At 66.5% G+C, this 15,430-nt stretch carries 11 protein-coding genes; 8 read left to right on the forward strand and 3 right to left on the reverse strand.

All coding sequences use genetic code 11. The annotated features are described in order from the left end of the window. Position 1 precedes the first annotated feature (1 nt). The gene (locus BC793_RS36905; RefSeq protein ID WP_109601114.1) at positions 2–1,225 is read right to left on the reverse strand and encodes a 3-deoxy-7-phosphoheptulonate synthase; all 1,224 of its coding nucleotides are present in this window, start codon (positions 1,223–1,225) and stop codon (positions 2–4) included. 732 nt (positions 1,226–1,957) lie between these two features. Here BC793_RS36905 and BC793_RS36915 point away from each other — a divergent pair. The 6 genes from BC793_RS36915 (at position 1,958) to BC793_RS36940 (ending at position 8,747) form a co-directional block, all read left to right on the forward strand. Next, on the forward strand, positions 1,958–4,528 hold the full coding sequence (locus BC793_RS36915) for a helix-turn-helix transcriptional regulator (protein WP_158319484.1): 2,571 nt from the start codon (positions 1,958–1,960) through the stop codon (positions 4,526–4,528). Between the two features lie 49 nt (positions 4,529–4,577). Continuing rightward, positions 4,578–5,387, forward strand: coding sequence for an arsenate reductase/protein-tyrosine-phosphatase family protein (locus tag BC793_RS36920; protein WP_109601281.1), 810 nt, complete (start codon positions 4,578–4,580; stop codon positions 5,385–5,387). 2 nt (positions 5,388–5,389) lie between these two features. Then, positions 5,390–5,779, forward strand: a complete 390-nt coding sequence (locus tag BC793_RS36925; RefSeq protein ID WP_109601120.1) for a VOC family protein — start codon at positions 5,390–5,392, stop codon at positions 5,777–5,779. A gap of 271 nt (positions 5,780–6,050) precedes the next feature. Then, complete coding sequence (locus BC793_RS36930) at positions 6,051–7,496, forward strand: MFS transporter (RefSeq protein ID WP_109601122.1); 1,446 nt, start codon at positions 6,051–6,053, stop codon at positions 7,494–7,496. 51 nt (positions 7,497–7,547) lie between these two features. Further along, positions 7,548–7,790 carry a ferredoxin gene (locus BC793_RS36935; protein ID WP_109601124.1) on the forward strand — a complete coding sequence of 81 codons (243 nt, stop codon included), beginning with the start codon at positions 7,548–7,550 and terminating at the stop codon, positions 7,788–7,790. 294 nt (positions 7,791–8,084) lie between these two features. Then, positions 8,085–8,747, forward strand: coding sequence for a class I SAM-dependent methyltransferase (locus BC793_RS36940; protein WP_203896505.1), 663 nt, complete (start codon positions 8,085–8,087; stop codon positions 8,745–8,747). Positions 8,748–8,849: 102 nt separating this feature from the next. Here BC793_RS36940 and BC793_RS36945 read toward each other — a convergent pair whose 3' ends face one another. Next, entirely contained in the window at positions 8,850–10,820 is a 1,971-nt protein-coding gene (locus BC793_RS36945) for an anthranilate synthase family protein (RefSeq protein WP_109601126.1), read from the reverse strand. Between the two features lie 249 nt (positions 10,821–11,069). On the opposite strand from BC793_RS36945, the gene BC793_RS36950 reads away from it, so the two are divergent. After that, on the forward strand, positions 11,070–11,483 hold the full coding sequence (locus BC793_RS36950) for a DoxX family protein (RefSeq protein ID WP_109601128.1): 414 nt from the start codon (positions 11,070–11,072) through the stop codon (positions 11,481–11,483). Here the strand turns inward: BC793_RS36950 and BC793_RS36955 are convergent. After that, positions 11,473–14,037 carry an NAD(P)-binding domain-containing protein gene (locus BC793_RS36955; RefSeq protein ID WP_146246621.1) on the reverse strand — a complete coding sequence of 855 codons (2,565 nt, stop codon included), beginning with the start codon at positions 14,035–14,037 and terminating at the stop codon, positions 11,473–11,475. The two genes, BC793_RS36950 and BC793_RS36955, sit on opposite strands and share 11 nt — an antisense overlap. A gap of 98 nt (positions 14,038–14,135) precedes the next feature. Here BC793_RS36955 and BC793_RS36960 point away from each other — a divergent pair, with 98 nt between their 5' ends. After that, entirely contained in the window at positions 14,136–15,428 is a 1,293-nt protein-coding gene (locus BC793_RS36960) for an aspartate kinase (RefSeq protein ID WP_109601132.1), read from the forward strand. Positions 15,429–15,430 lie beyond the last annotated feature (2 nt).

Genomic DNA, 15,430 nt, shown 5'->3' on the forward strand with positions numbered 1-15,430 from the left:
GCTATGCCGGTGCGGCAACACCCTTGGCCCACGCCTCGACGAGTTCGATCGCTTGTTCGGGGTTGAGACGGGGATCGCACAGCGAGGTGAACCGGTGCGACAGTCGGTCTTCGTCCGGTACTGGCCCGCCGACACACTCGGTGACGTCACCTGCGGCGACCTCAAGGTGCAGTCCGGCAGCATGCTGCCCGTGTCCGTCGAGGATGTCGCGGAACGTCAAGGACTCGGTGATGATGTCAACGAGGTAGCGCGTCTTCAGGCCGGCTCGACGGGACACCACCGTGTTGCCGTGCATGGGATCGCACAACCAGACGACCGGGTACCCGGCACTCGTGACCGCCCGCACGATCGGTGGCAGCACATCCCGGATCTGATGGCGACCCATTCGCGGGATCAGGGTGAGACGGCCCGGTTCGTGATGCGGATCGAGCGCTCGGCACAACGCCAGGACCTCGTCCGGGGTGGCTGTGGGTCCGAGCTTGCATCCGATCGGATTGGCTATGGCGCTCAGCAATGCGACGTGCGCGCCGCGTGGATCGCGGGTTCGTTCGCCTACCCAGGGCAGATGCGTCGAGGTGAGGCACAGTCCGCCCGTGATGAGGTCGCGGCGTAGCAGCCGTGTCTCATAGTCAAGGATCAGAGCCTCGTGGCTGGACCAGGGTCCGCCCCCGGCGGGGACGCCGGGTCTCCGACGGTGGTTTCGGATAGCTCGTTGCACTTTGCTGCTCGCCTGGTACGCACGCCACATGCGCTGTGGGTCAGCTGCACGTGCGGCCGGCGCCGCTGCCTCGGAGTTGACCATGTGCCCGCGGAACGAACCGATCACCTGGTCGCCGTGGATTTCCGTCGCCTGTGAGCGTGGCTTGGCGAACTGCCCAGCCATCCGTCCGATCCGGATCACCGGCGAACCGGTGAGGTCGCTGAACCGATCCGCTAGTTGATCAAGAACCCGCAGCTTGTCGGCGATGTGGGCGTCGGTGCACTCGGAGAAGCTTTCAGCGCAGTCGCCACTCTGCAGCACGAGAGTTCCCGACGTGGTGACGGTCGACAGCGACTGGCGCAGACGCCCGATCTCTACGTGTGTCGCGAGCGGTTCGGCCTCAGCGAGACTGCGGCACGCCTCGTCGTAGGCGGCGTGAGCGCGCCAGTCCGGCTGCTGTTCTGCCGGCAAGTGCTTCCAGGGCCGAGGCTCGGCGAAGTCACCGATGATGCCGGCTGACTGCATGTCTGCTCCCGTCGAAAAGCCGTAGCCGTGTACTTCTGTCCAGGTCCTGGAAGGGCCGGCCGCTGCGATGAGGCTCCTCGGCCCGATCGCGGCGCCTGGCCACAGCGTGACTCAGTCCGTGGCGTGGAGACATCACGTCTTCGCGTTGACGGGCCTATTTATTTACTGGTCGTACGACCGCAGCCCGGCCAGGCTCGGTCGAGGTGACCGGCGGATCGCTCTCTTGCGGCTGTCCACCGGCGTGTCGGTGTGACTCACACATGGCATGCGCCTGCCGGTCACCGCGGCGCGGAGTGGCTCCAGAGAGGGACTGCCCGGCTCAAAGTAGCGCTGACCTCCCGTCGACACACCGTCGACTCGAGGAAGGGCCAACGACATGGGCCAGGTCATCATCGGCGTAGATCCGCACAAACGCTCCGCGACCATCGAGACCTAACCCCCAAGGCCGACACTTCGGAGAAGTCACTTCCCGGACCCGCCGAAAACCGCCTTAGAGCACCGCTCCTCACCGCCTCTTGACACAGAGGGGCGCCATGTGCGGCGGTCGAGTGAGGCAGCGATGTTGTTCGCGGGCATGCGATGCATATCGGCGGTATAGATCCCTTTAGTCGGTTCCAGCGATCACTGAATCAAACTGGATTGATGTAACGTAAACGCACCATCCTGGTGTGCGGCGAGTGGCGGATGTCGATAGCCTGGGTATGTTCGCTAAGGGATCATGAGTATCGACACATGGGGGAATTCATGTATCCGATTGTCGGACGTGAATGCGTATCTGAGGTGCTCAGTGATTATCTGGATGCCACGCTGGGCGGCTCCGGTGCTTGCGTGCTCCTCGAAGGCTCGGTCGGCACCGGCAAGAGCCGCATGCTGAAAGCCGTGGCTGGAGAGGGCGCCCAGCGCGGACTTGCGGTCGCTCACATGCGTGCTGGAGCCAATCGAGAGGCCACGGTCGTTCGAGAGCTGTACATCTTCCTGCGCCACGTCATTGCGGGTGATGTCCCAGCAGACATCCCGGAATCCGCGGATTTCATTTCGCCGGATTCGAACCCCTTTCTGGTGGCGGACCGTCTCGGTGAAATGATCGAGGAGGCGGCTAGCAGACGGCCGCTATTGATCATTCTTGACGATGCTCAGCGCGTAGACGAAATCAGCAGCGTGGCCCTGCAGGCACTGGTGCGGACCCACGCCGAAGCTGCAGTGCTGTGGTTGTTGGCCCGTCGGCCGACAACCGGACAGTCCCTGGCCCAGCACGCGATCGGCTGGCTGTGCGACCGCGCTGCGATGCGGCTGCATCTCGGACCGCTGGACGACGAGGCGGTAAGCGCGCTGTGCGCCGGCATTCTGGGCGTCAAACCAGACTCGTCGGTACTCACGTGGGCGGCACGCTGCGGCGGAAATCCGTGGCTTCTGGAGAGGCTGATGAGCGCGTTCGTGGACGCCGGCAACGTCGTCATCGTCGATGGCAAGGCGTCCATACTGGCTGACCGCCTTCCCGAGAGCATGCACAGTGCCGTCCACGGTTTGATGAGCGCCATGCCGGCCGAAGTCGGCAACCTGCTGGTCCAGGGCGCGCAACCGCCGCCGGACCACGACTCAGCCGGGTCCTCGCAGGTGGATCGACCATTGCCCGGTGATGAGACGGTGTGCTTGCCGGGGCGGCGTGACACCGCCAAGCGGCGAGGACTGCGCACCGCTGTCACCGACCGCCGCGGTCACGACTCGTCTTCGGCAAGTGCAGACCTTCGCCGCGTGGGCCGGGCCGGAGCGGCCGACGTCACCGCGCAGCCACTTCGTCAGTCGCCCGGGCATGGGCTTCTCGTTGCTGAAGCGCCGATGTCGCCCCTGTGCGAATGCGACGACGTCGCGGCCACGATTCTGGTGGCTCTGAGCATTCCGTCAGAAGCATCCCGATCGCTGGCTCGGGCATTGCGCCTGCTGGTCGGCGCCGGCCGTAGTGCCGAAGCCGGCCACTTCGCCGCGGTGCTGATTCGGGCCGGGCTCGACCTGGGCGAGACGGACCGGGCCATACTAAAAGGCCTGCTCAGGAGTAGCGCCGAGCGCGGCAGCCATGAATCCTCCGCGGGTGGAGCTGTCCGACCTGCGTCAGCGGCCGGCAGTGCTCTGCCGTTCGTTGCGGTCGTCGACGGGCGCATCGGGGCCGACATGCCGCCACCCCTCCGCCAGTATCCGGATGCAGGCATTCGCGTCTGCCCCTCCTGGACATGGGTCGTACACGCGTTGATCGCCGCGGACTGTTTTCCGGAGGCTGAGAAGGTCGCCGAAGCGATCAGGCAGAGTCCCGTGCATGATGGTGACTCCTGGGCGGAGGCGCAGTGGCACGGCCATCGGGCGGAGCTGCTGATGGCGCTGGGGCGGTTGGGTGAAGCCCGCGCCGCGGCTGAGGCCGGCCTGCACCTGAGCGACCGGACCGAACCGGAACGGTCTGTCTTGACACATGCGGTGCTGGCCCGGGTAAGCCTGCACTACGGTGACACCGACACGGCGCGGAACCACTTGCGGACGGCTAACCGATTCGTCGCCGACGACGCCGTTGCCGACCGCATTCGTCTCGACTGGGCGCTCGCGCAGTTCCACGCAGCCTCCGGACGACCCCGGATGGCGGTGCAGTCCCTGGTCGACATCGACGCGGAGACGACACCTGATCCGCTGGTCTTCAGCGAGGCGCCGACGGCTGCGGCGAGGATTGTGCGCCTGGCCAGGAAGGCCGACCTCGGCACAACGGCGGAGCGCGCCGCGGGCCTGGCCCGCTCGGTCGCCGACCGCAACCCGGAAGTGGCATCGTTGGCCGGCGGCGCGGAACACGCCGAAGGGCTCCTGTACCGGGACACGGCCGCGCTGCGCAGGGCGGTCGGCCATTACTACCGCGGTGGACGACCGTTGGCTGCCGGTATCGCTCTGGAGGACGCGGCCCAAAGTGAGCAGGAGAAACGAAATGCGCCCGGCGCTGTGGAACTTCTGGGTTCCGCGCTGGAGATGTATGTGCAGTGCGATGCTCGCCGAGACGTCGCCCGGGCCCAGAAGAAGCTCCGCAAGCTCGGCGTGTCCGACGCCGGCGGAATGGGCGGGAACCGGCCGGTCTCCGGCTGGGAGAGTCTGACGAGCGCGGAGCTTCGCGTCGTGCGGGCAATCGTCGACGGCAAGACGAACAAGGAGGCTGCGAACACGCTGTTCCTCTCACCCCACACCGTCGACAGCCATCTACGAAGGGTGTTCGGCAAGCTCGGCATCAATACGCGGGTCGAACTGACCAAGTACTTCCTGACTCATGAGGTTGCCTGAACTCCAAGTCGATCAAATGAAACTGTTGTATTTGGGGTACCATTCAAGGATGGCCCTCACACCGTCCTGGGAGACACCGGCAGCGCCGCCCGGTGTCCTGCGCCTGACCGGGCACCCGGTGCGCTGGCAACTGCTCCATGAGCTGGCGCGAAGTGACCGGCAGGTCCGGGAACTCGTCGAGCTGATCGGCCAGCGGCAGAGTCTGACCTCGTACCACCTCGGCCTGCTGCGCGAGGGCGGGCTGGTGACGATGCGGCGCAGCTCGGCGGACAAGCGCGACACCTATTACAGCCTCGATCTTTCCGCGTGCCGGAAGCAGCTTGCGGATGCTGGTGTAGCTCTGCACCCTGGGTTGCGACTGGTACCCGCAGCACTGACGCCCCCGACGGCGGGGCTCCAGTTGCGCCAGTCCAGTCGCCGGGCCCGGGTGCTGTTCCTGTGTACGGGCAACAGCGCACGTTCGCAGATGGCCGAGGCGTTGCTGGAGCGGGTCGGCGGGGCGCGGGTCGAAGCCGTCAGCGCCGGCAGTCATCCCAAGCCGTTGCACTCCAACGCTGTTCGAGTCATGCGAGAGAGTGGCATCGACATCAGCGGTCGCCACTCCAAGCACTTGGACCTCTTCACCGACCAGTACTTCGACCACGTCATCAGCCTCTGTGATCGGGTGCGGGAGGTGTGTCCGAAGTTTGCCGGCGCGCCGACGATGGCGCACTGGAGTTTGCCGGACCCGGCAGCCGAAGCCGGAGCCGGCGACGACGACTATCCACCGTTCCTTCGTGCCGCGGACGAGCTGAAGGTTCGCATCGACTTCCTGTTGTATGCAATCGACAGCGCCGCAACCAACCCGGAAAGGCTCTGATTATGGCCAACGACCTCGCAGACATGGTTCATGTGCGATACATGGTCGACGATGTCGACACTGCTGTCGACTTCTACACCAAGCATCTCGGCTTCACCCTGCGGATGAGTGCGTCGCCGGCGTTCGCCGACGTACTGCGGGGCAAGCTGCGCTTACTGCTGAGTGGGCCCACCAGCTCCGCCGGCCGGCCGATGCCCGACGGGGCCAAGCCCACACCGGGTGGGTGGAACAGGATCAACCTGGTCGTCGGCGATATCGCCGCCGAGGTCGAGCGGTTGCGAGCGGCCGGCCTTTCGTTCCGCAATGACATCGTCAGTGGCCCTGGGGGCAAGCAGATCCTGCTCGAGGATCCGTTCGGCAACGTTGTCGAACTGTTCGAACCGGCGGGCTGACCCCCGAAAACGCCGGCCGCGAAGGCGGCGGTGGCCGACCGAGTTCCGCGTGTTCGCGGGACGGTCGGACACCGCCGCCTTTTGCATGGCGTCAGATGACCAGGCAATCCGAGGCAGCAAGCGATGGCAAACTAGACCAAATGAGTTTGATTGATCAAATGGATTTGATGTAGTCTCTCCCTACCTACAGCACCAGACTCGTCGCCGCGGCCCCGGGCAGCTCGTCACGGGCCCCGGGCGAAGCCTGATCGAGACCAGGGAGATCGTTGTCATGGCCGAGGAGACCGACCGTCGAGGAAGCCCCGCACCGGAAGGCGGCCCGCAGCCGCCCCCGGCCGGGCCGCAGAAGAATCAGTGGTGGCTGGTGATCGCCGCCGGCTTGGCGGTCTTCATGGCCTCCGTGGACATGAGCATCGTCAACGTGGCGTTGCCGGCGATCGAGCGTGACCTGAAGATCGACACCAGCATGACCGAGTGGGTAGTGCTCGGCTACCTGCTTCCCCTTGCCGGTCTTGCGTTGCCCAGCGGCCGCTGGCTGGACACTGTCGGGCGGCGCCCCGCGTTGATCTTCTCGCTCACCGGGTTCGCGCTGGCAAGCGTCGCGGCAGGCCTCTCCACCAGCCTGACTTGGCTGATAGCCGCGCGACTGCTGCAGGGAACCTTCGGTGCCCTGCTCTTCTCGCTGGTGCCCGCGCTGGCCACGACAGCCGTTAAACCACAGGCGCGCGGGCGCGCGATGGGGTTGATCACCACCCTCGGCCCGCTCGGCCTCATCAGCGGCCCCGGGCTCGGCGGCCTGATCGTCGACGGACTGGGCTGGACGTGGATCTTCTTCGTCAACGTTCCGGTCAGCGTCCTCGTGATGATCGTCGGTGTGCGCACGCTGGCACCGGGCAAACCGTTGCACCTGCCCGACCGGGCCTGGTTCGCCGAGGCTGCATTGCTGAGCACGGCTGTCGCCGCCCTGCTGCTGTCGCTGTCCTTCACCGCCAGCGAAGGACCGGTATGGCTGCTGCTCGCCCTGGTGGCCGTTCCCCTGCTCGTCGCCTGGTTGCGCATGCCGCTCAGCCGTGCGGTACGCGGACTCTTCCAAGCACCCGGTGAGGTCGGCCCGCACGTTGCGCTGCTCGCTTCCGCGACAGCCATCGGCACCGTCTTCTTCATCACGCCGTTCTTCATGGAACGCGAACTCGATGTGTCGGTGTCAGCGGTCGGCGCCACCGTTCTGCTCTTTCCGTTGGGGATGGCTTTGACCGGGCCCGTTGGAGGAGTGCTGGGCGACTTGTGGGGTGCGCGACGGACCGCTCTGCTGGGTACGGTGCTGTTCACGGTCGGGCTGGCCCTGCTGTTGCCGATGGACAGCTCGTGGGGAGCGGGAGATCTCGCTTGGCGGCTGTTCGTGGCCGGTTGCGGCAACGGCCTGTTCAACGCCCCGAATGCGGCGATGGCAATGGGCAACGCGCCTCAGCCGTTGCTGGCGACGACGGGCTCTTCGACCAACCTGGCTCGCACCTTGGGCTTCGCCTTCGGTCCGGCGCTTGCCACCGTGATGTGGGCCGCCTCCGATTACGACCGGACCGGCATGCAATGGGCCATGACGCTGGCGACGATCCTCAGCGCGCTGGCAGTCGTTGCCCTCCTGCGCACAGCGGATCCCGGCAAGAAGCGGGAGTCCGCACCGGCACAACCTGCTACGGGCAGCACCGTGAGCCGCTGACAGTGCCGGCCCCTGGTCCGCCGAGATTTCAGTAGAACGAAGGAGACCTACATGAACGTCACCGTCGACCGGGACAAATGCTGTGGCGCCGGACTGTGTGTGCTGCAGGCGCCGGAGGTGTTCGGCCAGGACGAGGATCGCATCGTCATGCTTTTGCAGCCTCAGCCCGCCGAGCATCATCGCGACGCGGTGGCCGAGGCCGTCAAAGTCTGTCCCATGCAGGTCATCGAATTGAGCGAGCCCGAGCCGTCATCGTCGGTCCTGTCGGAATCCACGCAGCGCGGATCGGCCTGACCACTGCGCGTCGCGTCCATCGCTGCCTGATCCGGCGGCGATGGACGTTCACGATACCTTTCCGGTAGGCGCCCCACCCGAGTAGCGAAAGCCAGTCAGGTCGAGTAGTTCGCCGACTGATTTCGGCTCGATAGGCTCTCATTGTGGCGGCCAGTTCCGCGAAGGGCGGCTGCAGAAATCCAATGTTAAGGGTGCGGCATATTGCGCCCTAAGTGGTTGAGCAGAGGGAGCTTCGTCGGTGACTAATCTGCGACGGCATGCATGCCGAATTCAAGAGGAACCGGGTGGCGTATCATGAACAGCGAGCGTGGCATGTTCCTCCGGGAATTCCTGCGGCACCCGATGCGCACCGCGGCGATCATGCCGAGTCCACCACCGGTGGCGAGAAATATGGCAGCCGCAGTGCCGGAGACGGGCGACCCGCTGGTCGTGGAACTCGGGCCCGGCACCGGCCCTTTCACCTCAGAGATTCAAAAACGGCTTCGCGGCCGTGGTCGCCACGTGGCGGTGGAGTTGAACGAGAGATTCGCCGTCCGGCTGCAGCGCCGGTATCCGGAGTTGGACGTCGCTGTGGGCGACGCTGTGCAGCTCCGCCAGATCCTCGACGAACGAGGGCTCGGCTATGCCGACGTGATCGTCAGCGGTCTGCCGCACGGATTGTTCAATCACAGCCTGCAGCGCCGGTTCATGGAAGCTTTCCAGACCTGCCTTGCCCCCGACGGCAGACTCACGGCCTACGCATACGCCCATGCCGTCTGGTCGCCGCCGGCCCGCCATTTCCATCAGCTGGTCCACACCGGATTCGCTGAGGTCGTGACCGGCAGAATTCATTGGACCTATTTCCCGCCCGCCTATGTGTATACGGCTCGCTACAAGACCCAGCCGCACCATGTGGAATCGGACGCCCCCGAGGCGCTGGTCACCGGGCAGACCGCGACCGATCCGGCACGCACCTGAGGTGACTTCCGCACTCCTCGTGCCGCGCTGCGGTCGGTCGAGCGACAAGCACCGGTCCTCCTTCTGCGTCACTGGCGACGCAGAAGGAGGACCGGCCCCTTCTCAGCTGCCGACGGGGACCGGCATCACCGAGGTGAGCATCGCGCTGAGAATCTGGGGTCCGTGCTGGGTCAGAATCGACTCGAGGTGAAACTGCACCGAGCGGAATCCCGGTCCGTGCAGCGCGTGTACCTCACCTGACCGGTGGTCGCGACTGATGCGGACCGGCTCCCGCAGCGGCGCGCACACCACGAGATCCTCGGGGGCCACCGCCGTGTAGCTGTTGTAGAAGCCAACCCGCTCCGGCCGGCCGAAAAGGTCGATCAGACGCTGAACGCCCTGGTTGGGCCGGGCACGCCGGACCACCCGCAGACCCAGTGCGGCGGCGAGTACCTGATGGCCCAGGCAGATGGACAGAAACGGCACGTCGCCGGCGAGGAGCTCGCGGGTCAGTGCGTGCAGGGTGGCAATGCGCGGATCAGTCATGTCGCACGGGTCACCCGGGCCGGGGCCGACGATGACGAAATCGAACCGTTCGGGGTACAGCGGCTCGTCGTACCGGGCGATCGTGGTCCGCAATCCGAGCGCACGCAGTTGATGGCCCAGCATTGCGGTGAACGTGTCCTCGCCGTCGACGACCAGCACATGCCGGTCCAGCAGAGCCGGATCTGCGACCGTGTGACCCGCACCGTCGAGCCAGAAGCGGGACAGTGTCGCGTTCCGGTCGGTCAGCGCCCGGCGAGCGCGGGGATCCTCGGCCGGCGAGGCGGGTGTCGGCGCTGATGGCCTCGGGCCGGTATCGGGATGAGCGGTGAGACCGAGCGCTTCCAGCATCCCAGCGGCCTTCGCATGGGTTTCCGCGACTTCGGAGTCCGGATCCGAGTCACGGACGAGGGTAGCGCCGACGCCGAGGCTGAGTCCGCCGTCGGCGGTGAACTCGCCGGTCCTGATCATGATCGAGGAGTCCAGAGTGCGGCTGCCGGCGTCGTCGTGCCCGATCAGAGCGAGAACGCCGCCGTAGTACCGGCGGCCCGTCGTCTCGTGGCGGCTGATCACCCGGAAGGCGTTCTCCAGGGGACTTCCAGTGACTGTCGGCGCGAGCAGAGTTTCGTACAGCACGTCACGCACATCGAGTTCACAGTCACCGCTCAGTAGGTACTCGGTGTGGGTGAGGCGCGCCATCTCTTTGAGATAGGGCCCGTGGACCCGGCCGCCGGTCGTACACATGCGCGCCATCATCTTCAGTTCTTCGTCGACGACCATGTACAGCTCGTTGGCTTCCTTCGGATCGTCGAGGAATCGCAGCAGACCCGCCACGTCGGAACCACCCGGCGGGTGTCGGTAGGTGCCGCTGATCGGGTTCATCATGACTGTGCCGTCGGTGAGGCTGACGTGCCGTTCCGGGGATGCGCCGATGAAGGTGCCGGCGCCGGTGTGGAACAGAAACGTCCAGTACGCGCCGAGTTCGCCGGTCAGCAACCGGCGGAAGATACCGAGCTCCTTGCGGACGCCGTAATCATGCACCTGGGCGACGAAGGAGCGCCTGATGACGAAATTCGATCCGGAGCCCTGCCCGATCTCCTCCCGCAACACCCGTCGTACGCAATCCGCATAGTCCTTGTCGTCGATATCGAACCCGGCACCGGACATCTCCACCCGCTCGTCCGGCAGGCTCGCCAGAGCTTCGGTGAGTTCCAGTTCGGCCCGGGCGCGCACCCGCATGGCCAGCAACGGCGCCCCGTCGTCCCGGCAGTCGAAGCCGCGCTCGACGATCTGCCGGTACGGAACCGCCACGAGAAGGTCCGGGCCGGCCGCCGCCTCATGCGCGGCCGCCGGGTCGGGCAGCACCAGGTCGGCGAGGCGGTCGAACTCACCGACGTCGCCGACGAGAACCTCCACCGGGGCTCCCTGCGCCGACCGGGGCCGATGGAGCAGCGCGAAGGCGCTTCCCTCCGCTTCGAGTGCTGTCAGAGCACCGAGGGGATCAGCCGTGAATTCGTCGTGCCGGGCATGTCGTGCCCTTTCGCGTGGCATCAGCTCTCCTTCATGGAGTCCGCGGTGGTGGCACTGAATAGATTTCAGGATCCACTGACGGAACCGTCGACGGATCACGTGGAAACGCGATGATGCCCAGAGATCGCTGGCGCGATCACCTGCATGTCGCGGTACTACTCACGCGGGTAGTGGGAAAAGTCGTGCGCCGCCCTTACGGTCGATCTGACATCGATTGATGTCGGTGCCGCGGTGCACTAGCGGTATCTCTCGCGAGAGGAGGTACATGGCATGAGCAGCAACGCCGTCGCCGGCAGAACCGAAATCCCGGCAAGAGGACGAAAGACCAACAGGCTGCTGTGGGTGTTGCAGATCGTGGTCGGCCTCGACTTCATCGCCGGCGGGCTCGCGAAACTATTCGGGATGCAGCGGATGGTGGATCTGTTCGATCACATCGGTGCCGGAGACTGGCTCCGGTATCTGGTCGCGGTGGTGGAGATCGTGGGTGGGATCGGTGTACTCATCCCCGCACTGTCCGGCCTCGCCGCGATCGGGCTGGCCACGCTGATGGTCGCAGCCACCTACACCAACGTGGTCATCATCGGCGAAGGCTGGGCACCGGTGGCCTGGTTCGTGCTGGTCGTCATCATCGCCTGGGGCCGCTGGCCGCAGACCAAGGCGCTGTTCACCCGATTCAGTCATTGACCGGCGTGCGGACACCTCCACCAGCCGAAGCGGCTGGTGGAGGTTTCCGCACGCCCGCGTGCACGACATAGTTCTCGACGTCGAATCGGCGGGTCCGTTGGCGGAACGACCGGGTGAGCCCGGGCCAGAGGGTGGTGTTACGGCCGCGGGCGTCGAGATACCAGTTCCTGCACCCGGACACCCACACGGTGCCGATGCTCCTGCGGTGGACGTCGGACACGAACGAGGCCTGTGCCTCTCGGCTGACCTCCACCGCCACGACGCCGGTCCGTTGCATGAGGTGCACCGCTTCGACGATGTACTCGACCTGGGCCTCCATCGTCAGCAGCGACGAATTCTGTCCCGATACGCTGTTGGGTCCCAGCAGCATGAACAGGTTCGGGTAGCCGGATACGGCCGTGCCGAGATACGCCTGCGCACCGTCGCGCCAGTCATCAGCGAGCAGCCGGCCGTCCCGGCCGCGAAGCCGGGCAGCGATCGGCATGTTGGCCGACTCGAACCCGGTACTGAAGATGATCGCGTCGACCAGGTGTTCCGACCCGTCGGCACAGACGATCGAGTCGGGGCGCACCTCGCGAATCTCGCTGCGCACCAGCCGGGTGTTCGGCTGGCTCACCGCGGGATAGTACGTGTTCGACAGCACGACCCGTTTGCAGCCGAGCCGGTAGTCCGGTGTCAGAGCCTCCCGCAGGCTCGGGTCCTCGACCTGCCGATGCAGGTGCCGCCGGGCCAGCCACTCCGCGGGCTTGAGCATGCTCTGGCCGGAGGTCAAGCTGAGCAGGAGCGTCTCACGCCACAGATACACGAGGGTCCGTGCCAGGCGCTGCACGATGGGTAGCCGGCGGTAGATTCCCTGCTCGAGGTCCGTCTTGTGACGGTCCCAGCGGGGGATGACCCACGGAGGCGTCCGCTGGAAGACGAAGAGTTCCGCCGCCTCGGGCTGGATCTCGGGAATGAACTGCACCGCGGAGGCGCCGGTGCCGATGACCGCCACCCGCTTGCCGCGCAGGTCGTACGACGGGTCCCAGGTCGCCGAGTGGAAAGCGGCGCCGGTGAACCGCTCGAGGCCCGGCAGGTAGGGAAGGGCGGGCTTGCTGAGCGGGCCGGTCGCCACCACCAGCACGTCTGCGGTCAGAGAACCCGCGGGCGTGTCCACCCGCCAGTGCGCGGCGTCGTCGACCCACTCCGAGGTGAGCATCTCCTGGCCCGCGCGTAGGTGCCGGTCCAGGCCGAACTGCACCGCACACCGGTTCAGGTAGGACTGGATCTCCGGCTGTGTCGGGAACGTCCGCGTCCAGTTCGGGTCGGGGGCGAACGAGTACGAGTAGAGGTTGGACGGCACGTCACTGGCGGCACCGGGGTACACGCTGTCCCGCCACGTTCCACCGACCTCGCCGGCACGCTCTAGCACCACGAAGTCGTCGATGCCTGACTGCTTGAGGCGGATCGCCATGCCTAGGCCGGCGAATCCAGCGCCGACGATCGCGATGCGAACGTGTGAGCGCACCGGATCACGGGCTGCCACGGTCGCGGATGCCGAACGTGCCGGCTGCGGGCCGGCCGCCGCGGGCACGGACCTGGCGAACCGTCGGACGATCGACAGCACCGGGCCCGACACCAGGTACCCGGCGATCATCGTGCCGAGCGTGGCCGTCGGTCGTACCACCAGCGCTGCCCCCGTGGCCGGCCACACCCATCGCGGCAGCGTGAGCAACGGAGCGAACTTGGTATAGGGAACTGTCGTGATCATCAGAACGGCGAGGCCGCTGATGAGCCCGATGTGGCCGCCGGCCGGCTCGACGTCCAGCAGGATGGCGCCGGCCAGGATCACCGGCGGCATGGCCGCTGGAAGACCGGAGAAGTGCCGCACCTGCTTCGGGACCACGTTGAAGCGGGCCAGCCGAACCATGGCGCAGGCTGCTAGCATCGCGCACGCCAGCCCGATGGCGTATGCCGAAGCCGTGCCGTGCAGCCAGTGGTAGGCCAGCAGCGGGGTGGCCACCCCGAATCCGCAGAGATCCGCCAGTGAGTCCATCTGCGCCCCGAACGGGCTGTCGACGCCGAATCGGCGTGCGAGCGCGCCGTCGAGCCCGTCCAGACAGAAGCAGCCCAGGAGGCAGGCGGCCGCCCACCGCAGCTCGCCGCTGCTGGCGAGCAGGATCGCGTACGCCCCGAGGAGCAGCACGCTCACCGTGCACAGGTTCACCACGGCGAAGCGCAGTAGCCGCCCCGGTGTCGGATCACCCGGCAGCAGGGTGCCGAGCCATCGTGCGGGTCCCCGTGCTGTCGGTACCACCGCCGCGGCCCCCGGTGTGCCGACGGGACGCCGGCTGAGCGAACGTTGTCCCGCGGAGCGCGGACCGAGCGATTGTTCCCGGACGAAGCGTTGTCTGATCGGCATGCGAGCGCCTTCCACATCGATAACGGCACGCTCTTCCGCCTTGGGAGTCTCCGCGCCCGCCGGGTAGACGGGCGTCACTGATTCCCGCGATTTCGCCCGCATTAACGTGAATGGGTGGCGCGTGACGACGTCACGGGATTGCGGTGTACTCACCCGCGTCGTGCCCACCACTCGCGTGAGTAGTGGGGCAACACATCGATCGCCATTACTGTCGATTCGGTACGAGGAATCCAAACGGGCGGTGACCGAAGATGGACGTACTGGTGCAGAAATATGGCGGTACCTCACTGGGAACACTCGATCGGGTGCGCAACGCCGCCATGCGCATCGGGCAGGCGTGGCGCAGCGGACGATCGGTGGTTGCGGTCGTTTCCGCGCGGGGCAGCAGGACCGACGATCTGCTGCGGCTGGCCGCTGACATCGGCCCGACGACCCCTTCGCGGGAGCTGGATCAGTTGCTTGCCGTCGGGGAGTCGGAGTCGGTGGCGATGATGGCCCTCACCCTGCGCGGGCTCGGGGTGCCGGCCAGCTCGCTGACGGGCCACCAGGCCGGAATCAGTACGACCGACCGCCATGGCGACGCACTCATATCGACGATCGCGACGGGGCCGGTCCACGCCGTCCTCAGCGAGCGCAGAGTGGCCGTCGTTGCCGGGTTTCAAGGCGTGAACCGGGCCGGCGACGTCACCACGCTCGGCCGCGGCGGCTCCGATACGACCGCGGTGGCACTCGCAGCGCAACTACGCGCCTCCGCCTGCGAGATCTACACCGACGTGGACGGCGTCTTCAGCGCTGATCCGCGCATCATGCCGGCCGCCAGGTGCCTGCGGTGGATTCATCCCGAGGTGATGGCCGAGATGGCGTTCGCCGGCGCGCGGATCCTGCACACCCGCTGTGTCGAGCTCGCCGCAATGGAAGGAGTCGTGGTGTCGGTCCGAAACGCGATGTCGCAAGCGCCGGGAACGATCATCTCCGAGCTGCCGGACGACCGGCCGCTGGAAACTCGACGGGCCGTCGTGGCGGTCGCCCACGACACCGATGTCGCGAGAGTGCTCGTGCACTGCCGCAACGGCTGTCACGACCTGGCCCCGGAGGTGTTCGAGGCACTGTCCGCCCAAGGCACAGTGGTGGACCTGGTGGCCAGATCGGGACCTCATGAGAAGGAGTTCCGGATGGGATTCACGATCCGCCGCAGCGAGGTCAGCCGTGTCCGGGACGCGTTGCACAAGGTGGCGGTCGGGTTCGGCGGCGGCGTCCATTTCGACGAGAACGTCGGCAAGGTCTCCGTGGTCGGCATGGGGCTGCTCAGCCGACCCGAATACACCGCCAAGCTCATGGCAGCCCTCTCCGCGGCCGACATTCCGACAAGCTGGATCTTCACGTCCCAGTCACGGCTGTCGGTCATCGTGCCGCAGGACAGCACGGTCGCCGCCGTCGACGCACTGCATCGTGCGTTCCAGCTCGACCGGCAGGAACCCCGCCCACCCGTCCGAAACGGCACGGCGCCGACCTCGGAGCACGTAATCCCGGCTCGAGACAGGTAAGG

Source organism: Actinoplanes xinjiangensis (assembly GCF_003148685.1).
In the GTDB taxonomy this organism is placed as follows: domain Bacteria; phylum Actinomycetota; class Actinomycetes; order Mycobacteriales; family Micromonosporaceae; genus Actinoplanes; species Actinoplanes xinjiangensis.